This window comes from Cysteiniphilum sp. QT6929, from assembly GCF_030035755.1.
Taxonomy (GTDB): Bacteria; Pseudomonadota; Gammaproteobacteria; order Francisellales; family Francisellaceae; genus Caedibacter; species Caedibacter litoralis.
Genome location: NZ_CP103983.1, coordinates 2486022 through 2512565 on the forward strand (window position 1 = coordinate 2486022; position 26544 = coordinate 2512565).

The window sequence follows — 26544 nt, forward strand, 5'->3', positions numbered from 1 at the left end:
AGAGAAAACATGCACTATATCCTTCAATTTATCAAAGCATATGCAGTTCATTTTATAATCTTAGCGATTGTGCTTGCTGTATTTATTTATCTAATCAAAAAGAAGCCATTTATATTTAAGTATATCTGGCGCTATATTAGTAACGCATGGCGTGCCCGTCTTAGTAGTATTTTAGTCAATAATGCATATTACCGTTTTTATAAATCATTTTCGGCGAATGCATCAGGAATAAATGCAATTAAACATATTAGTCAACAGCCTTATGTAGTGATTAATCTATGTCAAGATGATTTTGTCGAAGCAGAGACAGGCTTAGGTACGCTAATTTCAGGTGTTCAAGAGTTATCAGCGGATGGTGCTTATCGCTATAGCATAGCTGAGCAATTTTTTGTGCATGAATTATTGGATATTGATCGTTGTAATATCAATGAGCTTGGCCAGTTCTGGCGTTATATGCATAGGAAATATCAAAAGCCACCAGTAGTAGTCATTCACTTTGCTAAAGAGAATATCAGTCAAAAAATGGCGTCGTTGCTATCCTCTATCTTGACGGTAATAGGGAGTCATGCAGTAACTTATTCTTTAAGCACCAAGTCAGTAAGTCATTTTTCAGATTATATGGAGCTATCTTTAAAATCAGGCGCTCACCCAATAGATACACTACTGATAGATTCTGCTGAGCTTGTCCATAATAGTCTTAAAAAACAAATACTTGAGCCACTGGCTAAAGATAGCAATATTTTATCGCGTGCCACGGATAATAGTTATCAAAAACTCAATGATATTATCATTTACTTGTCACAAGTAGAGATGAGTCTAGCAGATGTTGCAGGTTTTTGTTCACAGATTACTAATAACGTACGCCAACGAGATGATATTGTATCAATTTTTTATCTGGCACATTATAGAGCATCTCTGGATCAACATATTTTTATATTGAATTTAGAAAAATCACAGCTAAATAGTGAATATTCAAAAAAGGTATTGGCTGGATTATCCTTAGGTCTTGTTGGCTTTGCTATATCTGGGGCTGCTATTGCCGTAGCTGCTTCATATCAGACAAACCTTAAACAATTTTCTGCTGAAATAAGTTCTGATCCTGATTTAACAATAGCGCAAATAGGGGCGCGCTATCAAGCGTACATGGCGCAAAATACAGAGACATTGGAGTTCTTGTTGCCAGAGCGTTATGAGATGGTTGGCTTAAGTGAAGTCAGTTCCAGATATTATCTTGACCAAGTGCTAGAGAGTATTAAGGCGCAAACTTCATTTAAAAATATTGTGCTGTTGTACTACTTCTTTAATAGCGATGATGGCGTGTCACGTAAGCTTATTGTTGATAATCTTGATCTTTTCTCATCTATGATAAAAGTAGATAAAAGCGTCTTAAAAACGTTGGCGTTATACCCCGTCAAGCTCAATGCATCAGAGCGTGGAATTTTAGCCAATTTATTGACACAAAACACAGAGCATGATGAAGCCACATCTACAAATACGGTATATTTTAATTATCTAATACATGCACATGCAGTGAGTTTAAATGATTGGAAGTCTTACATTGCCAAAGAGTTTTTGCCGATAGAAAAAGAAAATCTAATTGCCAAATTAGTACACTCAGATGGCAAAACAGCTCAAGCGATTGAAGAAATTACAGGTATTAGTTTTGATCATAAAAAGCAGCTGGCATTTTCTGAGTATCAAAGTTCATTGGAGAAGCTCTTTAAATCAGGTGATTTTAGTGATGTGTTTGCAACGCCAGACGAGATCTCTTTAGAGAGTATTACTCAAAGCCTATTGTCAACCGAAAAAGTTGCTGAAGTTTTGTTGAATACAGGGGATCAAAGCGACCATACAATCGGGATGAGTATTATTAAAGCAAAGCTAAATACACTCTCGAGCATGCTAGCACAGGCAAATAGTTATGCAGTAGTAGCTAAAGATGATCACCTTGGAGATATTACATTTGAAGGGATAAAAATTCCTGTGATTTATACTAAGGTCGGTGTTGATAATTATGTAACAAATTTAAACTCAGAGTATACGGCAGCGGTGACTAAGCTTAAAGATATTGCGAATATGAGTGTGTTTACCTCATGGCAAAATGAGGTGATGGCACACTATATTACTGCGTATCAGAACGTCTATAACCATACATTACAGACACTACTATCACCTGATTCCGCATTAGCAACGCTTGGGGGGTTGAAAATATATCTTAATCAAGTAGATAACATGCAGTATTGGCAGTTGATTAGTGAGTTCTTTAGCGAAAATACTAATGCTATTGATACAAAGAATTTGCCGCAATTACAGTTAATTAAATCAAACTTTAGTGGTCTTAATCAATTTATTGGCAATGTGGGGCAGTTACAGGCATATCTAGGTGTGATTAATGCGATGCGTCAGGATATTAGTAGTAATGATCAAAGTATCGTTAAGATTGCAGAGGATATTGTTCATAGTCGACCTGGATCATATAGAGTTTTGCTTGAGAATACACTTGTTAAGGCGAATCTTGATGAGAGCACGCGCCAGAAATTATCGTTACCCGTTAATGTTACATTAAATACCGGCTTACTTACATTAAAGCAAATGTTGGCAGATCAATGGCAGGACTTTGTTAGTAATGATCTCTTAAGCTTACAAAACAGTTTTCCGTTTGCAATACATGCAAGCTCAGTCATTAGCACTGCACAGCTATATAACCTTTTGATTAATCCATCAAGTAATTATCAGCAGTATATTAAAGCGTTAAGTGCGATTATGGCAGCAAAAGATGGGCAATTTAATTGTGATAACAGTAATGATTCAGTATGTGTTTTAAGTAAACAGCAGTTGTCAGCCACCAATCAACTGCAGAGCGTCATTGCATTATTATGGCAAAAAGGCAATTATCAGCCGCTTCACCTTAATCTAAAGCTTGGCGATCACCCCGATGACATTGCTTCAGGAGGCAAGGTGAAGTTCTCATTTGTCGCATTAAATGATGCCTATAACTATGGTGTTAATGCTGATATCGGTTGGATTGATACAACAGTACAGTGGTGGAAACCTGTTCGTTTTCAAATTGGTTTGATTCTAACAGATGGCCAGACGGTTAAATATGAGCATACTTATGACAATCTGTTTGCCTTATTATTGGATTATGTCCAAAACGCACAAAGCGGGGTTTGGCAAGTCAATATTCCTCATGCACATGTGCAAGTGGGGTTAAGTGTGGAAGTTAATAGCTTGCTTTCACAGTATCATGTCTAGGAGTAATGATGAAATTGATAAAAAAAGTCAAAAAAATAAAATATTTCCATGTGTTGGCAGTTGTTGTTTCACTGATGGCAATAAATTTATCAGGATGTGCATTTTTTCAAAATGCTGCACTGGTCAAGCCGCTTAAAATAAATGCTGATCAAGGAGCAAATAACGCTCAGAGCTTTTATATGGTCGTGAACCCAAATGAAACACTTGAGAATTATATGGCACAGACCAAGGAGAGCGTTTATCAGAAAATGATTGCGCAAACTTATAAGAGTTATCAGCTTTATCCTAATACAGCGGATAGCGTAGATATCGAGTATCCTGCAACAGCAAAATATATTGGCGTTTATTTTTTAGTCGATCAAGATGGTGATGCGTCAGCAACATGGTCTTTTTTACTGCCTGCTGATACAAAGAAAGCAATGCTTGACGTTGAAAATAATGCCGTGGAGCTGCAAAAGTGATTGAGGCTATCCCAGGTATTCACATGGTTGACTTGGCAAAATTTAAACAATTGTGCGCGCAAAGCAGTACTTTTGATGAGTTGCCATTTGCTAAGTCAACAACTGCATTTGATATGCCACTATATCAATATCTATTTCATGGTCAGAAATTAACTGAGGCGCTTGATAGTGGCAAACTTTATCATTGTCCAGATAGTCAGGTATTTTCAGCTGAGTATAAACATAAGCTATTGCAGATGCCTCCTAAAGAACGTCAAAATTCTGTGCAAGAGTCTATTAAGCAATCAAGTAAATTGCACGCATTGGCGCAGCGAATGCCTGTGGCATTTCATGCTCAAAAAATGCAGCAAGGGTTGAGTCAGTATATTTTATTAATTGGTGGGTTTGCAAAGGCGCCCGAAGTTGCGCCATCGATACAAAAAATGATGCAAAATAGCACATCACTCCATGGGCTTTGTCAGCAGTTTTTGCAAGAAAGAGGGCAAGTGAACCCAAAAGATGCCAACAAGTTTGAGAGCGATTATCTTGCTAAAATTCGTGCTATTCATAGTGATTCTGATCAGTCAGTCAGTAGCTTGCTTCAAGCTGAACATAAGGGGCAGTATACACAACAAGTTGCTAGCTTAAGACAGAATATGCGCTCATTAGATCGTATACATAACACGGGTGAAAAATCTGATTTACCATTACAAAAAAGTGAAAATACAGATGCACAAACTAAGACAAACACACAGGGCGTAAATAATCAGCAAGAGATGGCTAATGGGCATGATCAGAAAGCCAATCAAAGTCATCAAGAGATATCAAATGAGCAGCAAGTATTATATCGTAAAACGATTGTAGGGTTACGTAATATAGCGAGTTTTAGTGGTAACTCAGCACTTATATCAGCACTTGATAAAGCACAGCAAAATTCGCTAAACATGGCAAGTAAACCTTCAAAAACAACGCTACCTTGTCATATTTACAGCAATAGTAACCTTAGCTTACCACTGGCAAACAGTGCTGATTTTAGTGGGGTAGCAACATCTATTACTAAAGCATCAGCAGCAATGAGTAAGGTATGTGCCCAGATCAATTGCTGTCAGGATTTAAATAAATACAAGGTGCAGATGAATTTAGATCAGACTCAAGAGGCATTAAATCAGGCAACGACACAGTTGCAAGCCAGTGGAGTTAATAGAAGCAGTCAACTAGATACGCTTAATGCACAGGCTCAAGGCTTGCCTAATATGTTGTCAACACATTTAGATGATTCAAGTGCAGTATTGGGCTCTGGTTTAAATAATGTAACAACAATATCGAGTTTGAATACGCCACAAATGCCACAAATGACAACATTGCAGAGTCCCAGTACATCTGCGATGACTGGCAGCTTATCTAATGATGATATCATGAATTTGGCACAATCAATTGATAGTGCGGTTTGTGGTATTACGCTACCGCCAGTAATGTTTGCATTTACTGATTTACCGATGATTAATTACAATCTGGATTTATTTGATTTAAATTATCAATATGACTTAGATATCCCTCAGCTACCAACAGTTGGTTTGAATTCTCCAGATATGTTAGGAGCGTTAAAATCGCTTTACCAAAATATGCTTGATTTTTGGAATAAAGTGAAAGATTGTCAGCAAGTGGGCTTAGGTTATATGCAAGACTGCATGCAGTCTTTTAATGCGTTTAGCAATCAGCTGCCCTTAGGCGTTACCACTGAATTACCATCATTGACACCGATGTCATCCAGCATTCCTAGCTGGCAGATGTTAACGACACCAGATATGCCGCAAATGCAACTACAAAGCTTACATGGACTTTTATCTCAAGCATTAAATAGCAGTTTAACTAACTTAAATGTTAGTAATATAGACATGAGTATGGCGCTTGCCGGAAGCCTTGCTTGCCTAGATCAATCAACATTGTTGCAAGAGGCAGCGGGTGAGGAGGCAGCGCATGGTGTAGCAAATGGCGCCATACTGAAATGTCCTTATTCATTGCAGCCAATTACATTAATCAAATTGCCTAATGGTGTAGATTATGGTGTGACTAAAACCGTGGTGACACAACAAGATCAAAAACCTGTGGTAAACATATTGCCTAGTATTTCTTGTTTGCATCCGCAAAGGGTAGCAGAAAGCAATGGTATCTCGCCTACTTTGTGCCCCGCATTATTTGCACCATTTAATGCAACCAGTAATCGAGTGACTGTCTATGATCAAGAAGTCGTGACAGCCAATAGTAAGCTTAGTTGTTCCTCTTGTGAGGGAGTTGAGTTGGAAATTATTGATGCTAATCAGTCAACTTCAAAAATAAAGGGTTAATAGCGTGAGTCAAAATAAAGCTAAGAGCAAAATTAATCAAAGTGCCGATGAGATTATGATTGAGCTATTCCAAAATGGCGAGAAGAGCGCTGCTGTAGGCAGCTATTATGATCTTAAAAAGGATAAAATAACACATAAGGCAGCAAGCATTGCACACGAGGCGACTAAGGGCATTAGTCAAACCATTACGAATGATAAGAAAATCTATTCATTTAGTCTGGATCAAACAGGTAAAGGGGTGCTAGAGTTAGAAAATTTTAAGATCAAAGCAGATGAAATTGAGTTTGCAGTTGGTGATAATCGCGTAATTTTAGATAAGAAATCTTTTGTGATAAACATCAATAATAAGAGTCATATTATTCTAGACGATAATGGTATTCAGATCAAAACCAAAGATGATTGTGAAATCTCAACCAATAAATATATTGTTGATGCGAATTTTATTGAGAATAAATAGACCTTAGTGTGATAAAAAAGGAAGATGATTATGTTAATTGATCAATTAAAATCTATTGAATTTGAAAGTGGTAGTGTCGATGTTTTATTAAAATCACGAGCATCAGCAATGGTTGAAGCAGGAGAGTATGAAGCACTTGCGCATTTTTGTATGGAGTGTTTTGAATCAGAGCGCATACTTGACCCCATGCTTTGGTTTTATCTATTCTATAGTGAGATAGACACTGCAAAAAAAAATATAACCACAGTGCTTGAAGTGATTAAAACCTATGGTGAATATTTTGGGAAAAATGAACATTTGGCAGGCAATGACAATGCACTATTTTCAAAACAATTATTTGCGTCATTAAGATGGTTTTATAGCCAACTTAAGGAACTTGTTACTCGAGATATAAAAAAACTATTAGAAAATGAAAAAGCACAGTTAGTTACAGTGCTTAGTGAACATGCGCAGATATTTCATGCGCGATTGCCTGAAACACTCAAAACTAAGATAAACGAAGATTTGAGTCAATGCTTGGATAAAGTGGCAAAGATCAAAGTGATTGCAGAGAAAGAAAAGGCGGTAGCAATGCTAATGAAGGACGAGATTAGCCGTTCGTTAGTTATAGAATCTGAAGCCACGGAAGAAACCGTAAAGGATGCCTTAACCAATCAGCTGCAAGGCTTGCCATTTGATGTACATGGAAAGGTCAATAGTAAATGGTATCAACTGACTGAACGCATTAGTTTATTGGTCAAGTTACTTAAAAATGAAAAGATATTAGAATCAGCCGTTGTCTATGCCGATTTACAACAAAAGCTTGAGCAGTTTGATCCGATGGAATACTTCCCTGAATGCTTTGTTACATTGTATGAGCATCTTGATGGTGAGAAATTGCAGGAGATTAGTGATTGCATTGATCAATATCGAGATAGTACGCAATGGCAGGTATTGAATACGCGATTAAGACTTATTCCGCATAAGTTTGATCAATATAAGCTTGAGAAGATACAAAAACGAGAGATTTCTACACAAAATAACAATCGTTTTGATGGGGAGCATGATATGCAGCATGAGTTAGCAGATAGTGATCAGCATAGCTTTGATCAGTATGATAATTTTGAATCTGAAAATAGTCTTAGTCGCTATCGCTAGTAATAAAAGGAAAATAAATAATGCGTTTTATAAACCCTTATGCATTGATATATAACCTGAAAAATCATAAGCACATGGTTAATGAAGTTTGTATAAATAATGATTACCAGAATATTTGCTGCTTATCTGATACCTGTCATGTGAATCAAGAGTTAAAGAAAATACCAGGTTTAGATCAATCAATAGCGGTTGAACTTGAACAATTACTAGATAAATATTATTCATATAGGATAACTCAATGTTCTTGGGAGAGATTTATTAATCCACAAGAGGATGCTAAAGAATATTTTAAATTAGTGAATGAAAGGTATGAAAAATATGTGATACCCTTACAGAAACGATTTGTTGATCCACAAGATGATGCCAAAGAAGATTGTAAATTAGTGAATGAATTGTATATAAATCATATGATGTTTCACATTTGCCGCAAAAAATGTTTAATATTCGTCGAGAATATAGAACAGTTGATAATCAAGAAATACAGAAAGATTTAATGGCAGGTAATGACCTTATCTTGGCGCGTGGCGTCCTATGCTCATGTGTGTCATATGACAACAACGATACTAATGAGACCTGTGGTGGATTGGGAACGAGAAATATGCAACCAATCGTAACGTTTTTGAGTGATATTGCTAAGAAACTTAACCATCTTAACGAGTATTCATGCGCTATTATTTCAGGTAGTAGTCATAACAACCGGAATAACTTAGAGAAATATAACAATGCAGTAAACTGTTGTTTGCAGGCAGTGGATTCGTTTAATTCGAGCAATAAAGCTTTACGAGCCTATGCAGTTCACCAGGAATATGCATTTAGCGAATGCACCGTTTTAAAACTTGGGCAAAATGTATATAAGCCATTTTTTGTTGTTATTTTAAATCCTCAATATTTAACACTGCAGGATCCTTATAAATACGCAAGAGAAAGAAGAATATCAGATCAAAAGAGATCTAAAAGCTCATTCACAGCATTTAAAAAATAAGGGATTAGATATGACAGACTATGAATTTAATATGTGGTTCACCTATATGCTTGAGCAATTTATAAAAATGCTTATGGAATATAAACCAAGCAGCAAACGAAGTGAAAATCTGTATCAATGTAAAATGTCATATGCTCTTGCCTTAAAAGATAAGCTTAATAATGTCAAGGGTGATAGGGATGGCGAGTATAGCATTAGTCATTTATTAGAGCTGGTGAATTTTTTACGAGTCAACATAAATAATGAGGCATTAGCAAATTCAAATACTATTGCTAATTACTTGGGATATTCTAGTAATCTCAATAAATTGCACAATGAAATTAAGCATGTAATCATTCCGTATATTTCTCGCGAATTAATGCTAAATAATGATAGTTTGCAAATGGCTGTGAATAGAGCATTTTTATCGACCTCAGACGCTGTGGTTTTGAATAAAGTAACTATGCATGATAATGCAATAAGGGTATTAATTAGTTATTTTACAATCAATAATTATGGTGAATTTAGAAAATTATGCAAAGGAACTTTTTATAAATTACCTTATTTACTGAATGTAAAAGATCAATATATTGGTTTTTTTGCAACTCACAGATATTCGTGTTATTTTGCTAATAGGTTTGTTCCTGTTGCACATGGATTTAGCATGCGCCATGATGGCAAGTTTATAGGGCACCACTGGAATAAAATCTTTATTTTTTCATTAAGCAGGAAAGGATATATTTCTTTAGAAAAGACAATAGAAATTCCTGAAGTTACCAGTGTTCAACATATGAAACAGGCTGTTTGGGGTGATCGATTTATTATGATTGGCAATACAAATGGGCGATCTAAAATTTTCAGTTTGGAGCAAAATGGGAGAGTCATAATAATTGGTAGATTGACAAATGATTTATCGTATGATGCATTTTTACCCATTACAAACAATATGCTCGTTGTAACAACCAATACTCATCAGGTTGGTGTTGTCACTATAATTAATAATCAGAAAGAGATGCGGCTTGGTGAGCCGCTTAATAGTATGATTATGGAGATTGCGCGACTAGATGTTGAAAGAATAGTATTCAGTCTTCTTGATGATGCTAATTTATATCTTTGCAGACTTGATGATCTTAATAATCCTATCTCAATAGGTTATATAGAAGATCAGGAGTACCCTACTGCAATTTGTGTGTTAAGAAATGGCAATATAGTCATTGGCAGCGATAAGGGGACGATAAGTTTGTGGAAACCATCATCGAATAAAGAGGATAGGATTGATAAGATACAAAGCGTAGAATCACATGTGAGGAAAATAATTGAACTACCTAATGGCAGAATTGTAGCTCAGTACGCGTGGACAAAAATCAAAATTTTGTCACTCAGCAATAAAGATGACTGGATGTATCTTTGTAGTGACTGTTTTGAGCTTATTGTTTCTCCGGTTGGTGATATTATCGTATGTACTAATGATGGCGTATTTAAAGTATGGTTATTATCCCTAAAGCATGGGGGAACTATATGAATCAATATGCATTTACTTTTTTTTATGAAAGCTTTAGTGATCTTGTGTCTTGTCTGACTACCTTACACAATGATCTTAAGAGCATATTCGATAACATAAACTTGAAAGATAAATCTGGTTCAATTGCGGATGATTTATCAAGATCTGGAGAAATTATTACTTGTTTAAATGCCATTAAGAGTAAGGATAAAAATTTTTGGGGTTATCCAGAGGTTAAGCAAATGATAGAACTATTGCATGTCTATCCTTATTACTTTATAGACAGGGTTACTACTGGGTATGCACATTTGAAGGATAATGCTCGCACGATTAAAAAGCGTATGAGTGAAGAATATGTTTCACTAAAGTTTTTAATTATAAGGAACTTCTCAAGTAACGCTTCAAGTAACACTATCTATAGCTATCAAGATTATTGCAAAACGATACCAATTAATAGATTAGAGCTAGGTAAGATTAGTGGTGATGCTAATATAGTGCGTGAGTATTTACTTCCATATATGAACTTGGAAGATTATCAAAATCTACGACATTTAAATAGAAAGAGCTATTTTGAGTCAATTCCTTACATACCAAGGGTGAAAAATACTAAAATACATGTAAGTCACTCGTATCGAGAATTCATTCCTGAACATGAGATTGCCATATATCTAAACTATGTCGTAGGTATAGGAGATAAGAACTCTAATATATGTAATTACAGACCTTATTCTGATAATTTATCTAACATAGGCTCGTGTAGAGAGATTTTTTTGGAGAAAAAAATTTTAGATAAAGCTTGTATTTCACATATAAAGCAAGGTGTAGTTTATGGGGAGATTAGGCTGATTGCCTTGTTGAGCATTGATAATGATCTAGGGTTTTCTTATCTTGTTAGCATAGATCCGCGAGAGCAAAAATCAGATATTAAGTTATTATGTGCTCTACAGAATCAATTCGTTTGTGATATTTTGCCTATGGCAGATCGCTGTGTTTTGATGATTCTAGATAGGGGACGTATTGGATTATGGAAGGAAGGCGAGTTTAGTGTCTTGGAAATAAATATAGCCAGACTTTATCCATATATTACGCGTATTAATGAACATACATTTGCTATTGTTGATCGAAATAAGCGCTGTATATCGGTTTATAATCTAGAGAGGCCAAAAGAGCGTATCGAGCTATATCCAATAGGAGCGCCTCAACAGAGCTATATTATTGTTACTGCATCAGATAGTGGTGATTTGATTGCCATAACCAGTCAAGGTAGTGTTGATTTGTGGTGTCGCGAGCGTAGTAATAAATATACTTGCAACCGTATCTATCAATTCAATCTTCCACATAATAATCATGGACAGATCAGTATTGATTGGATAACACCTAGCTGTGTTGCTTGGTGCTATGAGTATGGTAATCTTTTGAATATTTTAAACTTTTCAAATCGCCAAAAGCCTTTGTTTCAACAGCATTATTATGAGGGAAAATTCATATGTAGTAGTGTTTCTATAGCAATAACTTCATCTGGTTATATTGTGATTAGCGGATTTCGTAAGTATTCAGAAATGGCATATGATCAAGATAGTGATGAGGATGATAGTAATTTTCCTACAGATTTTATTAGAATATGGAAAGTTTTATTTAATGAGAGTGTAGACTCTTATCATGCTGACTAAGTGTGAAAAATGGTTCAAATATCGAGGTGTAAGAGTATAAATATGACAGATAATGAGTTTAATATTTATTGGGCAAACATGCTTGAGGCATTGGTGAGAATGCTTGAAGCTTATCAGCCATCGTTTAAATTTCTAGATAAAGAGTACTATAAAGCTAAGGAGAAACATGCTTTAGAACTTAGAACTTCTCTGGCTAGCCTTCGTGACAATTTTGATCAACTAGATCATTTTGTGCAGTTGCTAGAATTGATAGACTGGTTGCGCGTTCATGCAAATGATAACACGCTTCAATATCCATGGTATAAGCTAGAGTGGCTAAGCTCATCCAATAGTCTTAATCATATTCATCGTAAAATTAAAACCTTGATAGTGCGTTATTATCTAAGTCGACCGATGGTACGAAGTATGGGGTATAAAAATAATGATCTTTTGATCACATCAATATCCCAAAGGAAGCTTCAGCAAATTCAATTAAATAGGATTAATATACATCCTGAGATTTTAAGAAGATTAATAACCTATTTCAACATGGATGATTGGTTTAACTTTAAACTATTATGTCGAGAAACATACCGAGCTTTGCCTTATATAATGTTGAATAAAGATTTAACTCACACTTATAGTGATCATCCACAAGTAACAAGGGGATATAGATCTTTTGAAAGTCTTGCAATTTGTGCTAATGGTCAGTTGATGACAAGTAATTCAAATAAGATTGATTTTTGGTTGTTAAAGGATAGTAGGTGTACCTTTCAGAACAGCATAATTTTAACGTCTGATCCTGAAGATGTTCATGACCCTTTTAAACTAGGGCTTGGTGAGATGGTCGAAGGTGTGTGGAGTAATCACCGAGCGATTATCGGAACCAATACCCTAGGAGAGATTATCTTTGTGTTAAATCAAGCAAATGATACTTTTAAGATAATAAATTTAGTTGAGTATGATACTTTATGCACAATCTTTTTGCCGGTAGCAAATAATACCGTACTACTCGAAACATGTGACAATCGAATTGCCGTTCTTCGCGACGATAAATTGACAATCTCAGTAGAACAATTAATATCAAGTATTGTAGAGTTTGTACGTCTAAATGATGGAAGTGTAGCTTTTGTTACAGAAGAGGAACCTAGTTTATTTATTGTTGATCTTAGCAATCTTGATGAGATTAATAGTACAGATGACCAAGGACTAATAGGTTATACAGCAATATGTCAATTGCATGATGGCTCAATTATTGCCGGTAATAAGTATGGCAAGATATTTTTATGGTCTGAAAACAATCATTTTCAGGGTGTCAATAATCGATTCACAAAAAGACGTCAAATATATGACATAGGTGATTATAGAGTAGATATGTTAAAACTATTACCTGATGGACGTATTGTCATTCTATATGGCAATAAAAACTTAGGGATTTTAAAGATTAATAAAAATAAAAATGAAAATGTTGTTTTAACAAAGCTATACCAACTGCAATGTAGTCAGAAGCTAAAAGTTATTATTTCGCCACTTGGTGATATTGTGGCTTGTGACGAACTTGGCAACTTCTATGTTTGGTCATCAACACTTAAGTTAAGGGAGTATGATGAAAATTAAATGGCATAATGGTCTTATTCTTTCAGATGAGTTATTTATTGAGCAGGATAAGATCGCACAAAACATCCGTACAGAAGCATTGAGTTTGATATATGCTGAATCAGTGCCGTGTATTGTATCAATTGATTTTGATCAGCAGTATTGGGCTGAAGCAAAGCTTAAATTAACGCATATCAGTTTTATTGATGCAGAAGGTAATATTCAATATTATAGCGATATGCACAATCGACTGAATCTACTGGATTTAAATCACTATGACAGTGAGTCAGATTTAGCAGTGCATGTTAACTTTAAGCATATTGAACAAACACTGGGAAAAGATGCACCATTTCAGGTGATGCAACTGATGCCTGAGCTCGGTACTTTCGCATGTCCAGATGCTGCGCTGTCAATAAAGTTAATTGAGCTTAAGCGTAATGATCAGCGTATATGGCAGTTAACAGCAAATTATTTAGCAAATACGTATTTTGTTGATAAATTTTTGCAGCGAATTTTGCTTAAAAAGCTAAATGAATTATGTGATGAAATATTACAGTTTATCAATAGTGAGATAAGTTATTTGCCGGTGTCGCAAAGTCATATTTATTTACAGTTATTAACGATTAAAAAACTCACTTTTCAACTCGCAACATTACTTGCCAAGATCAAAAGTGGTCAAATGAAAGTTACGCTGTCTGCCTTATATGACACCCTCTATCAGCTATATATTGATAGTTGGCTCATTAAAAACGCTGAAGAACCAAGTGTTATTTTGTTGGATAAACATAATATTGCGGTATCTTTTGGCACTTTGATTGATCATATTCAAGGACTGTTCTCTTTAAAGCTTACGGGCAATGCGTATACACGAATGTTACCACGCTCGGATTATGCAATGATTTATGAGTGTGGTTTATCAGCTGAAACACAATATGCCGAGGCGATTTATTTAATCATTCGTAAACAGGATGCTAGCACTTATTTCAAATCAGAGGAGATTTTTGTTGCTCCCTCTAGTAGTATCAAGCGCATGATGCAGTTGTATCTGCCTGGAATAAAGCTTAAAAAATATCATGGAAAAATTGCTGACCAAAGCTTTAATAAACTCAACTGTGAGATTTATCAGTTAGAGCCAGATCATGATTGGCAGACTGCAATAAATGAAGAAAAACTAAGTGTTTTTATCAATAGCCCGCATCACAATTTGGCTGATTATTATCTCTATATCGATATTCCAAGAAAGTTTGCTAAAAAACAGCAAAATGTAGCAAGTCAGGCGAGTATGTAATATGGGGTTAGCTAGAAATAATGAAATAAAGCGCTTATCCAGCGAGCTTGATGAGCATGTGCTTGAGCTGGTTAAAGCACTCTCAGGAATGCTTGACGATATGGAATCTAAGCTACACAAGAGTTTTAGTCAGCAGTTGCAACAACAGCAAGAGGCGCGTTTGCTTGCATCATATCCATGGTTTTTCAAGCATCGTCCATTGCGTATTTTAACAAAAATCATGCCAGCTATGGGGGTGAAAGAAACGCTACCTCTTAATAAAACGGATGGTTTTAGTTTAAAGCATAAGGAAAAAACTATACAACTTCATCCAATAGGCGATATTGAGATTCATAGCTTTGTGCTAGATAAAGTGGCGATTGAACGCAATGAGCTGGTATTGGTATTCAAAAGCCCGCATCTAGCTGATATTCCTAAGTATTTAGCATTAGATATTACTGATTTGCAACAAATCGATGAGAATCTTAAGTATTCAGCGCATGCTGCTAATATCAATGAGTTTATGCGCTTGAATCACCCTTATGTATCAATTGCCGAATTAAAGCAAACTTATATAGCACAAGTATATGATGCTGAATTTACAAATTTGCATCAATATGAAGCAGTAAGAATATGTTTTGAACGACCAATGTGGCTTAATCGGCTTAATATTTCTATGGTTAAAGATGGTGAAGATACTAAATCCTGTCAGCAATTTAGCTTACATTTCCCCAACGCCAGTATGTTGCTAGATCAAGTACCAATCAATCAGTTAACTAGATTAATACATACTAATATCGCTGTATTGGAGAACAAATATAATGAGTATTTACCAAGCTTTGCAGTGGATTGTAATCGTGTTGATTATCCTTTATCACAAACCACAAAGCGTAGCAGCTACATTAATCAAGTGCTCAATATCTTTGATAGTGAGGGAAGTCCTGTGCTACAAAGCTATTATGATCTGCATTTTAACGATGGCTCAGATTATATTCTCAAACTTAAAGGAGAATATATTTTAGCAATGGGCGAGGAAAGTATTAATGAACAAGCACGTTGGCAAGCTTTGGTTAATTACTCAGATGATATTGAGATTGAGTTAAAACACTATCCGCATATCTTAATTATTAGTCAAAGTATTGATGCTAATGCATTAGCGATTGAATTGATGCAACATACTGAATTTAATGCTTTTACTAAAAAGGAAATTGCATTATTAGAAGCGTTGATAAGTTTAATAGATAAACCGATAACGATTGCCGAGATCATGATATTGTTAAAGCATTTTTACGCTTCGGTCTATATTGAATATTGTGTTCTTGAGCTTGGCAAACTGCCGAGTGAGTTAGGATGGCTAGAGTTAATCAAAAATCTTGATAGCTATAGTAAAAAGATACAGTTTCCAGTGCTTTTTAGGCAGACAATGATGCTGTTTCATCAGTTTATTTGCGCATTTAAACCGTTACTTCAAGGGTGATTTATGCCGAAGCATTCAAATAAGATACAAAATATCAAGCAGTTTTTGATATTTAACCATCAGACGTCAGGACGTATTCATCCTGCACTTATTTTTGAGGCAGTGGCTAAACTTAAGTTTATACCCAAAGAGATCGCTTTTAATCGTCAAATAGCGACATCAGATCTAGTGGGTGATGAAAGCATAAGCGATTTAATATTGGGCTATCTACCACCAATATGTCCTAAAGCGTTATATGAAACTATCGATGGGTTAGCGCGGTTGTATCCGGCGATGGAGACTTTTTTAAAGTACTGGCTTGCAGATTTGCATGATTTGCTAGTGCGTTTTATTCATCCGGTACTTCATGTAAAGTTGAGCAAAGTGTCATTACCAAAACTAGCACCACAGTACATAAACAGCTTGCAACTAAAATCGATGATTTTAAAGGCGCTGTCTGTACCTGCAGATATTGTGATATTGCCACAGAGGGTTTCGACTCAACAGCGTGTTAGCAAGTACAGATGCTCATCCACGAGTATATCAAAAACACAGGTGACAAACGCATATCTTTGTCAGCTTAAAGTATATCTTATTGATTGCCATGAGATCGTTAGAATTAAGCAAGAGGTTGATGCATTAAGAAAAATGTGCCATGAACATTTGAAAGTATGTTGTATATGGCAAATAAAATTTGCTATTGCGGGGGTAAATAGCAAATTAAGTAGTATAAAGCTAGGGCAGCGTCATTTGGGTAAAAACCAATGGCAATGTCTTGGAGAGTTTGTTTAAAAAATCATACTATGGGGGTATGAAAAAAATATGACAAAAGAATTGATTATATTAGCTAAATTAAGGCCGCGGTTTTATCAGGACTTCATGGGTTTTTGTGGATCTTCAATAGATAATAATCTAAGGGATTATGAGCAATCTCGTTTAAATAAACTGATATCGAAAAATAATACAAATCATTTTCGATACCTTGAACAAGTCGATATTCATCCCGCAACCAAAAGCTTTTCTAATTTAAACATTCTGATAAATAAAATTCAGAGCTATGGGCAGTTAGATAAAGTCAAAATTATTATTTTGGGGCATGGTCTTAGAGGTAGAGATAGTATGAGTAGTATCGTTGGTGGTGCCATTAAAGTAGCTGATATCGTATTGGGTGTAGAAAAGATATATCAACAAATAAGTAGGCAACTTAAATTACTAAATGAACTTAATTTTATTATTGAATTAGAATCATGTGAAGCTGCTCATGAAATAAATGGTATAAGCATTCATAAAACTTTCATTGCTGAGCTTCTTAAGAATAAGAGTTTTGTTGGTATGGTTTTATCAGCTTTTAGCACTATTTTGATACAGAATGATTCTAGATACAAAAAAACAAACGATGATATCAGTGTTGATTTAAACTACGTTACCTATCTTAGGGATGGAGGCGAGAAATCCGTTGTTTCTTGCTCAGATGATGTGCATCCGAGTCCATTAAAAATAGATGAGTCAGAGAAGATAAAAGAAATAATAATACGTTTGATTGAACGTAGTGAAAATGACTTACGTAAATATAAAAATCATACTGATAAATTTTATGAAGTTAGTAATGTTTTTATACGCGCCTTTTATATTTTGCATATGATTGTACACACCTGGGTTGAAAAATCTTGTCTCCAAGAACTTCTTATTAGTCTCAATACTCTTAAGAAGTTTTTTGGATTTGACTATGGTCAACAAGGTTGTGAAATAAAAGAGATGATTACTAATGCGTTAATGTATGTTAATAGAGAAAATCTTGGTAAATCTGGTGATTTTTTGAACCACAAAGTGGCGGTTTGGCAGATCCAACAATATTGGCAATTTTCAATCTAGGTGCAATTATTGCTGTGATGATAATCATTCGTGCGTAGTTTACCTACTACAATAATGGGGAAAAAAATGAATAGTGAGACTGATACCTTTATTAGGGATATTCGAACAACATTAATGTGCAAAATGACGAAGGGGAACTACAGTCATGCGCTAGCAGGATTATGCACCTCTTTATTTATTAGCGAAGTGTCTCGCTGTAAGCAAATGATGACTATAGGCTTAATGCTATTAGATCTTATGGAATATAGATCAGATTCATATTCTCACGAAGATGTATTTATTGAACTCCTTCATCCATTAATGGCTAATCAGGCTACGAAAGATATGAACTCAACAAGGAAAGTATATACCGATGATAAGGATTTTGGTTTTGTTTTTGGAAAAAAAAAGATTAGCAGAATTAATTTGGAATCAGTGGATATGAGCTCTCAATTCATGTCAAAATCTTTGAATATTATAGGTGATTGGATATCCATGATTTTTGATGAAAATAAATGGAGTATAAGTGTCACAAAGTATGGTGAAAAAATTAACAAGCAGAAATTAACGGATAAACAGACCTTTATCGAAATGGATAAAGTGACTGGGAGTGATATCTTTAAAAAGCTTTCGATGAATCATACTATGAGAGGGGAGGTAGCCAGTAATAATGAAATACTCAAGGATTGTATCAATAGCAATGTTGGCATTAGGTCATTAGACGATGCATATCATATAGTATATAAGGCTTTGCAAATTCGAAATAGTAACTTTGATGGGTGGTTTGAGAAGAGAGCCAAGTAAAATATGTTACGCTAGCAGATGAGCACCCTAAGCGGCTTTGCTGCAACTAAACTATTCGGTAGTGTGCTACTATTCTACCCCAAAGTGTCAATACAGTTTTTTAAAAATTCTACAATGGGTAACTGCTATTATGATTTAATGAGTCACTTTTTGATCAGAACAATTTTTAGTTCGGTAACTTTTAATTTGATCCAATTCGTATGAAATATTCTGGATATTATTTAATTGAAAACACACCAATGTCTGACTATTATTTGATGTGTCTGAAATATAAAAAGAGCAGAAAAATGCAAGTCAGAAAAATATTAGTCATTGATGATAATGTCAAGCTTAATGAGCTGATCACACATTTCCTAGCGGATAACGGTTTTACTGTCCGCTCGGCATATAATGGCGAGGATGGGATTTTTTTTGCTAAAAGCTTTGCGCCTGATTTGATTATTTTGGATGTTGAAATGCCTGATTTGTCAGGTTATGAGGTGTGTCAGCTATTACGCGTAGAATATCAAGGCGTGATTTTGTTTTTAACTTGTCATACAGACCCTGGCGATGAGTTAAAAGGATTACAACTCGGTGCGGATGATTATCTTAAGAAGCCTGTATTGCCAGAGGTTTTACTGATGCGTGTTAATAAAATTTTGGAGACTACTTTCAACTCATATGAAACTGCTACAAAAATTGTCTTTGGAATGCTCGAGGTTGATTTAAATAACTACACAGTGAGTTATGCAAATAAGCAGTTGGACTTAAGTGCTAAGGAGTTCGAGTTGATCAAAATTTTTGTTCTAAACCCGAATAAGCTCTTAAAGAGAGAGCATCTTTATTTAATGCTAAAAGGCGTTGAGTATGACGGTGTGGATCGTTTTATTGATGTGATGGTGTCAAGGTTGCGTCAGTATGTGGAGGATGATGCTAAAAACCCTAGTAAGATAAAGACTGTTTGGGGTAAAGGTTATATTTTCTGCACGGATGCATGGGGAGTAGAGAGATTATGTTGAAATTTATTTTGCGGCAATTATTGGTATATCTGTCTGTGATGGTTGTGATGACCATTTTTGTGGTTGCATCAAGTACCTATGTTGGCTTTAGAATCAATCAACAAAATGCACAGATGAATGCAGCAGGTGTCTTTAGAGCATTGGAGGCTGAGTTTCAAAAAGTGCCTCAAAATCAATGGGCAGAAATCATTGATAAACTAAAAAGCCAATACACACGACCACTGTATTTACGCCACTTTGATCAACTACCAGAGGATATACAAGGACAAAAAAAAGCATTGTACTCAGGTGAAATGTTGTTTGATTATAATAACCATGACTATACAGATAGTTTTGATATGTTTAAGCCAAGCATGATTTATCAGCGCGTGCTTAATAGTGATTTGTTTTTTGCATTAGAAAAACGCGCACCCGAGATCATAGAGTATCAGAAAAATAATGCATGGATTCACCAGTTGGCCTATAGCAGATTTAAAAATACGCCAGAAGGTCAGTGGAATAAAGTGATTGAATATATTAAAAAACAATATCAAGTTGGCGTGGTGGTGAGAGACTTGTCAAATTATACCGATAAAGAACAGCAAGATATTAAAAAATGGGGATATTTCCCAACGGAGCCTTTTCATGGCGTAGAAGGATATATTCAGTTTCTATCACCAAATCCCAATAAAGTAATTATTATTGGTCCTTATCGAGATAACTGGATTAAGCTGCACCCGCACGTTTATGCAGTGATTATTGATGCGATTTTATTGGTGTTTTTGACACTTATTATTGCTTACCCACTTTATCGAGATTTGATTAAATTAAAATCTCTGGCACAAAGCTATGGCAAGAATGACTTTGATAGCGATATTCGATTATCCACTAAGTCTGTACTATGGTCAGTCTATCAGACACTTAAGGGAATGGGTGAAAGCATACAATCTTTAATAAAAAAACAAACGGTTTTTGCCAATATGGTTGCGCATGAAGTTAAAACCCCTCTTGCTCAGGTGCATTTTACGCTAAGACTATTAGAGAATGCTAAAAGCGATGAGGAAAGAGCAAAGCATATCTTGTCGATCAAAGAAGACATTATGCAAATCGATCATTTAGTGAATCAACAGCTTGATTACTCCAAGTATAGCTATGTGAAATTACCATTAAACCTAGAGAAGATACCACTGTCTTTATTCGTCGAGGAAATCGTTGTGGCATATAGCAATAGTTATATAAGCAAGATATGGCATTTTAGCTCTGAGTCTTCAAATATAACGGTTTTGTTAGATAAGTCTGCTATGCACAAAGTATTAAATAACCTTTTGATCAATGCGTATAAATACGGAGGCGATGTGATCGATGTATCCGTTGCTATGTCTGATGACGATGCAGTGATTAAAATTACCGATAATGGTCAAGGATTTGCTTTTGATATTGAAAGCGCCTTAAATCAGCCATTTACACCTGAGTCAAAGCAAAGTAGTGGCTTGGGTTTGGCAATTGTCTGGCGTATTATTGAAGCGCATCATGGTCGTATTGCGCTTAGTAATATCCCTCACGCAGTAACATTTGAAATCAGATTACCCATAGCAAAGTGAGGCTATGACTATATTCCTGATCACTTTGATTGTGTAAGCGTTGGCTGAGCGTAAGTCGAAGCCTCTATGAAGTGTGATTACCCACTTCGACTGATGCTCAGTGCATCGCTTCGACTTACGCTCAGGATACGGTGAGCACTTGTGGGTGAATATTTAGTCTTAGCCCAAAGTGATCATGCCAATTTCAATCTTTATTTGAAAATATATAAATACTTTCTACACTTAAGAATGAAAAGGAACCGAAGTAAACGGATGTCTTCTTATCAGCTAAAGTAGAGGTACAGGCTATGAAAAAAATAAATTTGACACTTTATATATCACTGTTTGGTTTTCTTTGTATGCCAGTATTTTCGCAAGGTGATCAGGTAAAACAAGTCAATCAAGTTGGACAAAGTCCAGACACACAAAAACACATTGATAAGTTATCACGTAGCATTGGTTTAGTAAAACAGGCTTATGTTGATGAGTTAAGTGATGAGGAAATTCTTGAAGGGGCTATTGATGGCATGTTGCAGTCGTTGGATCCGCATTCACGATTTTTAGATGATGATGATTTTGAAGATTTGCAAATGTCAGTGCATGGCGAGTTTGCTGGTCTTGGTATGCATGTTAGTGCTGAAAATGAGCGCATCAAGGTCATCTCACCGATTGATGACACGCCAGCACAGCGCGCGGGCGTCAAGGCGGGGGATTATATTATTAAAATCAACGATGTCAGTGTTGCCGGTTTAACCTTGGATGAGGCAGTGAAGAAAATGCGTGGACAACCCGGAACTGAAGTTTCAATCACCTTGTTGCGACCTAAAGCCCCTAAGCCGATTAAATTGTCATTAATACGTGAAAATATCAAACTAGACTCGGTTAAATCTGAGATTATCGCAGAAGACTATGGTTATTTACGAATTAGCCAATTTCAAGGCAATACTGCTGAGGAGTTGAAGAAAAATATTGATAAACTGGTTAAGGAAAATGCACATTTAAAAGGCTATGTATTGGATTTACGCAATAATCCTGGTGGACTGTTGGATGCGGCTGTAGCAGTCAGTGATACTTTTTTGCAAGTGACACCTGCAAATCCTAAAAAGATTGTTTTTACCAAATCACGTAATCCATTGGAGTCGATTACAAGTTATGCCGTGAGTGATGATTATACCCATGGTCTACCTATGGTTGTTCTGGTGAATATGGGCTCAGCGTCAGCGTCGGAAATTGTTGCAGGAGCGTTGCAAGATCACCAAAGGGCGGTGATTGTGGGGGTTAAAACATTTGGTAAGGGATCTGTACAAACAGTTATCCCTATTTCAGAAACTAATGCGGTGAAGTTGACAACGGCACGATATTACACCCCTAATGGTATCGCAATTCAATCAAGAGGGGTTATTCCTGATGTCATTATTGAGGAAGAAGAAATTGATTTATTAGTAGATAATACCAAAGGGGATAAAAACGATAGCGATAATCTAGATTTGGTCTTTGATGAAAGTAGTTTCGAGCATGCGATTGTCTCAAATAATGATATTCAAAAGGATAAAGCAACAAAAGAAGCATTGGCAAACTATAAGAAAGACTATAAAAATGCGCAAAGTCTATTGCATAAAGATAAGCAGCTAGCGCAAGCCATTAGTATATTGAAAGTCCTAAATGCGATGAATAAAATGCCGCCAAATAATGCACTAGCGAATGCATAAATCAAAAAATCTAAAAGAATTCAAATGAATTAAGAATAAATAATGTCGATCAGCCATTCTAAAGTCCAACAACTATCGTTAAACTATCTTCAGTTAACAACTAAAGTTACGCACTTTATAAACACCCCGTCAGCCTACGGCTGCCACCCCTCTTGAAAAGAGGGGAATTAGGCAACGATGATTTTATATTCCCCTCTTTGCAAGAGGGGTGCCAAGCTTGCGAGGCGGGGTGTTGATATAGAAATAGTGCGTACCGCCAATTAATAAGGGCATATACATAATTGTTATTGAAAATGACAGAAGATAATAAAAAGAATAAAAAGAACAATCTAGATAACATTCATCACGACATCGTGATCGTTGGTGGTGGTGCTGTTGGCATGTTGATGGCATTGAGCCTAGCAAAGCAAGATAAGCAGATCACACTCATTGAAAAACTCGCCAATACTGAGTTAAGTAAAAGTGACAACAGATCGATCGCCTTGTCGTATAGCTCGGTTTGTGTGCTAAATACTTTAGGTATTTGGCAGAAGATCAAAGACGATGTTGAATATATCAAGCAAGTGCATGTATCGGATAAGGGGCAATATGCTCAAACCAATCTGTATGCCAAAGATGAGGGCTTAGCATTTTTGGGTATTGTTGTTAAGATGAAGCACTTATTGCCAGCGTTATATCAAGAGCTTATGGATGAAAATCATATAACACTCTATCAAGACTGTCAGGTGCTTGATTTGTTGGAGCAGGACGAGTGTTTTAGTTTAGTGATTGAAAAAGATGGCAATGCTTACGAAATAACGGCAGATTTAATTATTGCCGCGGATGGTGCAGAGTCTAAACTACGTGAAAAAGCGGGTATTTCGGCGCACAAACATGACTATCAGCAAAGTGCGCTAGTATTTGATCTTGACCTGCAAAGAGCTCATAACAATGTTGCTTATGAACGTTTTATTAATAATGGCGTATTGGCACTCTTACCTGCCGATGATCGACAAATGGCGTGCGTGTGGAGTGTTGATCACGATAAAGTTGACTACTGGAAGGCTCAATCAAAACCAACTATTTTAAAAGAAATCCAGCGCCTTGTTGGCTATCGCTTAGGGCGCTTTGTTGATGTAAGCGAGCTTAAAAGTTTTCCGTTGTCACTGATTCGCGCGCAAACGCTTTATCACAAAAATGTATTATTATTTGGCAATGCCTCGCATTTCTTGCATCCGATTTCAGGGCAAGGGTTAAATCTCAGCATTCGTGATATTGGTATAGTCTATGATTTACTTGCCAGTGATGATCCCGCATTTACAACACAAAATATTGCCAATATGTTAGCGAAATATCAAGAAACTAGAGTGTTTGATCATAAGCGCACAGCGCTATTGACACACTCTATGATTAATGTCTTTAGCCAAGATGCGCTACCGGTTAAACTTGTCAGAGGGTTTGCCCTTCATTGCTTGGAGCGTGATCAGCATTTGAAGAAATCTTTTAGCAAATTAATGATGGGTAAATATAATCACGGCTCAAGCTTAATGCGCTCAAAGCATGGAAAAAGTATCTTATGAAATATGATGTAATAATTGTCGGTGGTGGCATGGCAGGTTTGTCTTTAAGTTTAGGCTTAGTGCAAAACGGCTTTAAAGTTGCTGTGGTTGAAGTAGGACATATTGTGAAGTCGTTTGATGAGGCGACAGCACCAAAACGCGTCAGTGCAATTAATGCCGCCTCCCAAGGTTTATTAAACGAGCTTGGTGTTTGGCGTGACATTGTCAATATGCGAATAAACCCTTATGTTGCCATGGAGGTTTGGGATCAAAATTCAAGTGCGCAATTAAGCCTAAAAGCCGAGGAGTGTTCGCTACAGAGTCTTGGGGCAATTGTTGAGAATGATTTAATCGTTGCGCAATTATATCAAGCACTCAAAAAGCGAGATGTTGCTATTTTTGAGCATTCAAAAATTACAACGTTGACGTCGCATACGTCACATACTGCGATAACACTTGATCATGGCAAAGAGCTTAAGGCAACATTGATTGTTGGTGCAGATGGCGCTAATTCGTTTATTCGTCAGCAATATAACTTTGACTGCAGCGTTAAACCCTATCAGCAACATGCTATCGTTGCCAATGTTAAAGCGATAAAGCCGCATCAAGATATTGCTTATCAGCGCTTTTTGAAGAATGGTGTGTTAGCACTTTTGCCGCTTTGTGATCCTTATTTATGTTCTATTGTTTTTTCAGTCGCCAGTGATGAGCTTACAAAGTTTAACGAAATGGATGATAAGACCTTTAATGAATATCTCAGCATGACTGCAGAAGGCAAATTAGGTGAGCTGCAATTACAGAGTAAGCGCATGAGCTTTGAATTGATTGAACGCCATGTTGATAATTACTATAAATACGGTGTGGTATTGATTGCCGATGCTGCGCACACGATTCATCCGTTAGCAGGACAAGGCATTAACTTAGGCTTTGCCGATGTGCACGCGTTGATTGAGGTATTAACTGAAGCAAAGCAGCTGCGGCGCAATATTGCAGATGTTAGTACCTTGGCAAAATATGCGCGTAAACGCCAATTTGATAATCAGTTGATGATTCATACAATGCAAGGGCTAAAACAGCTTTTTTGTAATGATCACCCGCTAATTAAGCCTTTAAGAGCATTAGGTGTTAATGCAGTAAATAATAGTAAGATATTAAAACGATTTTTTATCGAGCAAGCTGCAGGTGGCTGATTATGCCATATACATGCCGCCATTGACATGTATTGTTTGTCCGGTGATGTAACGTGCACCTTCAGATGCTAAGAAAGTAACCGCATGGGCGATATCCTCGGGTTGTCCCAAGGTTTGTGCCGGCACCTGTGTGATAATGGCTTGCTTTTGCTCATCCGTTAATTTATCGGTCATATCTGTTTGGATAAAGCCAGGTGCAACCACATTAACGGTGATATTGCGTGAGGCAATTTCTTGTGCTAATGACTTAGAAAAACCAATAACACCGGCTTTACTTGCACAGTAGTTTGCTTGCCCTGGGTTACCAGATGTGCCAACCACTGAACCAATTGTAATGATGCGACCCCAGCGCTTTTTCATCATATGACGAATCGCTGCTTTAGAAATATTAAAAACAGAATCTAAGTTGGTGTGAATAACACTTAGCCAGTCTTCTTCGCTTAAACGCATCATTAGATTATCTTTAGTGATGCCTGCATTGTTAACGATAACATCAGGATAGCCTGTGTTATCTTTCATCCAAGTGAAAGCTGCTTCGATACTTTGTGCTTCAGTCACATTAAGCTTAATGCCATGCCCTTTGCCATAGCTTTGTAATGTTTGAGTGATTTTCTCAGCCCCTGCTTCAGAGGTGGCCGTACCAATGACGGTTGCACCTTTTTCAACGAAATCTTTAGCAATAGCGGCACCAATTCCACGGCTTGCACCCGTTACAAAAACTACTTTATTCTCAAAATTCATTTTCTATCCTTTATATCTATATATTACTCATTAAAATTACGCAATTTATTATTTTAACACCCCGCCTCGCAAGCTCAAGCACCCCTCTTG

Annotated in this window: 21 protein-coding genes; 20 read left to right on the top strand and 1 reads right to left on the bottom strand. The window is 36.2% G+C overall.

What is annotated here, in order from left to right; translation table 11 throughout:
- Positions 1-9: 9 nt before the first annotated feature.
- From NYP54_RS10870 to NYP54_RS10965, 20 genes are all read left to right on the top strand, one after another.
- Complete coding sequence (locus NYP54_RS10870; RefSeq protein WP_283156519.1) at positions 10-3255, top strand: hypothetical protein; 3246 nt, start codon at positions 10-12, stop codon at positions 3253-3255.
- 8 nt (positions 3256-3263) lie between these two features.
- On the top strand, positions 3264-3716 hold the full coding sequence (locus tag NYP54_RS10875) for a hypothetical protein (RefSeq protein ID WP_117001623.1): 453 nt from the start codon (positions 3264-3266) through the stop codon (positions 3714-3716).
- On the top strand, positions 3713-6040 hold the full coding sequence (locus NYP54_RS10880; protein WP_283156520.1) for a PAAR-like protein: 2328 nt from the start codon (positions 3713-3715) through the stop codon (positions 6038-6040). Before NYP54_RS10875 ends, NYP54_RS10880 begins: the two co-directional genes overlap by 4 nt.
- Before the next feature lie 4 nt (positions 6041-6044).
- Entirely contained in the window at positions 6045-6497 is a 453-nt protein-coding gene (locus NYP54_RS10885) for a hypothetical protein (RefSeq protein WP_283156521.1), read from the top strand.
- 30 nt (positions 6498-6527) lie between these two features.
- Entirely contained in the window at positions 6528-7634 is a 1107-nt protein-coding gene (locus NYP54_RS10890) for a type VI secretion system protein IglI family protein (RefSeq protein ID WP_283156522.1), read from the top strand.
- 20 nt (positions 7635-7654) lie between these two features.
- The gene (locus tag NYP54_RS10895) at positions 7655-8128 is read left to right on the top strand and encodes a hypothetical protein (RefSeq protein WP_283156523.1); all 474 of its coding nucleotides are present in this window, start codon (positions 7655-7657) and stop codon (positions 8126-8128) included.
- Entirely contained in the window at positions 8068-8616 is a 549-nt protein-coding gene (locus NYP54_RS10900) for a hypothetical protein (RefSeq protein ID WP_283156524.1), read from the top strand. The genes NYP54_RS10895 and NYP54_RS10900 overlap by 61 nt, the downstream gene beginning before the upstream one ends.
- A 10-nt stretch (positions 8617-8626) precedes the next feature.
- Positions 8627-10117 carry a hypothetical protein gene (locus NYP54_RS10905; protein ID WP_283156525.1) on the top strand — a complete coding sequence of 497 codons (1491 nt, stop codon included), beginning with the start codon at positions 8627-8629 and terminating at the stop codon, positions 10115-10117.
- Positions 10114-11766 carry a hypothetical protein gene (locus NYP54_RS10910; protein ID WP_283156526.1) on the top strand — a complete coding sequence of 551 codons (1653 nt, stop codon included), beginning with the start codon at positions 10114-10116 and terminating at the stop codon, positions 11764-11766. The genes NYP54_RS10905 and NYP54_RS10910 overlap by 4 nt, the downstream gene beginning before the upstream one ends.
- Positions 11767-11808: 42 nt before the next feature.
- Positions 11809-13362: a hypothetical protein gene (locus tag NYP54_RS10915; RefSeq protein ID WP_283156527.1), complete on the top strand. Its 1554-nt coding sequence runs from the start codon at positions 11809-11811 to the stop codon at positions 13360-13362.
- A complete protein-coding gene (gene tssK / locus NYP54_RS10920; RefSeq protein WP_157968170.1) occupies positions 13352-14629 on the top strand; it encodes a type VI secretion system baseplate subunit TssK in 1278 nt (425 codons plus the stop codon). The genes NYP54_RS10915 and tssK overlap by 11 nt, the downstream gene beginning before the upstream one ends.
- 1 nt (position 14630) lies before the next feature.
- On the top strand, positions 14631-16085 hold the full coding sequence (iglH, locus tag NYP54_RS10925) for a type VI secretion system baseplate subunit TssF/IglH (RefSeq protein ID WP_117001614.1): 1455 nt from the start codon (positions 14631-14633) through the stop codon (positions 16083-16085).
- 3 nt (positions 16086-16088) lie between these two features.
- A complete protein-coding gene (locus tag NYP54_RS10930) occupies positions 16089-16856 on the top strand; it encodes a hypothetical protein (RefSeq protein WP_283156528.1) in 768 nt (255 codons plus the stop codon).
- A gap of 30 nt (positions 16857-16886) precedes the next feature.
- Positions 16887-17936 carry a hypothetical protein gene (locus NYP54_RS10935; protein WP_283156529.1) on the top strand — a complete coding sequence of 350 codons (1050 nt, stop codon included), beginning with the start codon at positions 16887-16889 and terminating at the stop codon, positions 17934-17936.
- A 66-nt stretch (positions 17937-18002) separates the two neighbouring features.
- Entirely contained in the window at positions 18003-18719 is a 717-nt protein-coding gene (locus NYP54_RS10940; protein WP_283156530.1) for a hypothetical protein, read from the top strand.
- Positions 18720-19006: 287 nt separating this feature from the next.
- Positions 19007-19717 (top strand): response regulator transcription factor, encoded by a 711-nt coding sequence (locus tag NYP54_RS10945; protein ID WP_283156531.1) that lies wholly within the window; start codon positions 19007-19009, stop codon positions 19715-19717.
- Positions 19711-21297 (top strand): HAMP domain-containing sensor histidine kinase, encoded by a 1587-nt coding sequence (locus tag NYP54_RS10950; protein WP_283156532.1) that lies wholly within the window; start codon positions 19711-19713, stop codon positions 21295-21297. Before NYP54_RS10945 ends, NYP54_RS10950 begins: the two co-directional genes overlap by 7 nt.
- 287 nt (positions 21298-21584) lie before the next feature.
- A complete protein-coding gene (locus NYP54_RS10955) occupies positions 21585-22985 on the top strand; it encodes a S41 family peptidase (RefSeq protein ID WP_283156533.1) in 1401 nt (466 codons plus the stop codon).
- A gap of 293 nt (positions 22986-23278) precedes the next feature.
- Complete coding sequence (locus tag NYP54_RS10960; protein WP_283156534.1) at positions 23279-24544, top strand: FAD-dependent monooxygenase; 1266 nt, start codon at positions 23279-23281, stop codon at positions 24542-24544.
- Positions 24541-25713, top strand: a complete 1173-nt coding sequence (locus NYP54_RS10965; RefSeq protein ID WP_283156535.1) for a UbiH/UbiF/VisC/COQ6 family ubiquinone biosynthesis hydroxylase — start codon at positions 24541-24543, stop codon at positions 25711-25713. Before NYP54_RS10960 ends, NYP54_RS10965 begins: the two co-directional genes overlap by 4 nt.
- Here NYP54_RS10965 and fabG read toward each other — a convergent pair whose 3' ends face one another.
- Positions 25714-26454 carry a 3-oxoacyl-ACP reductase FabG gene (fabG, locus tag NYP54_RS10970; RefSeq protein ID WP_283156536.1) on the bottom strand — a complete coding sequence of 247 codons (741 nt, stop codon included), beginning with the start codon at positions 26452-26454 and terminating at the stop codon, positions 25714-25716.
- Positions 26455-26544: the final 90 nt, after the last annotated feature.